The organism is Streptomyces sp. WAC06614 (assembly GCF_003949795.1).
Classification (GTDB): domain Bacteria; phylum Actinomycetota; class Actinomycetes; order Streptomycetales; family Streptomycetaceae; genus Streptomyces.
Map to the genome: position 1 here is coordinate 1 of NZ_RPRY01000781.1, position 644 is coordinate 644.

Here is a 644-nt window from a genome sequence, read left to right on the forward strand (position 1 = left end):
GGCGGCCGAACGCGCCCGAGGCGGGCGACGACCGGAAGGTCCAGGACGCTGGGCGGTCGCAGGGCCTGGGGCTGGCCTGCGACAGCCCTGCCGGGCGGGCCGCGGCGCTGGGCCAGGCCGCCCACGGCCTTGTTGGGAGCGGCGGCGGCGTCCTCGAGCGGGCCGCCGGCCCGGTCGAGGACGCGGTCGCCGCGCTGAAGAAGGCCGTGGACGGCCTGACCAAGGCCGCCGGGCCGTGCGGCTGCGCCGCCGACGTCAAGACCCAGGCCACGGACGTGGTCAGCGCCCTGCTCAAGCTGGTCCTGGCCCTGCTCGCGGGCCTCGGCCTGCCACTGCCGGAGCTGCCCTCGCTGCCGCTGCCGGCCGAGTAGGCCGCGGACCCGGGCCCCTACGCCCGGAGGGCCGGTACGCCGGTACGCCCCTAAGGCCGGTACGCCGCGCCGGTACGCCGGTACGCCCGCACGGCCCGTGCGCCCCGGGTCCGTCGGCACCCCGCCCGGCCGGCCCCGGCACGACGCCGGGGCCGGCCGCAGGCGGAGGCGCGCGAGCAGGGCCAGGACCAGCTTGAGCAGCTGTCTCCTAGACGCATCTGCGAGCCCACGGTAGACTCAGAGAGCTGGTATGGCGCCCTCTGCTTGAAGAAC

The 644-nt window shown here is 77.6% G+C and carries 1 pseudogene; it reads left to right on the forward strand.

Annotated features, from left to right (window positions below):
- Window positions 1-371 (forward strand): annotated as a pseudogene (locus tag EF918_RS37595) (hypothetical protein); the annotation flags it as partial.
- Window positions 372-644: the final 273 nt, after the last annotated feature.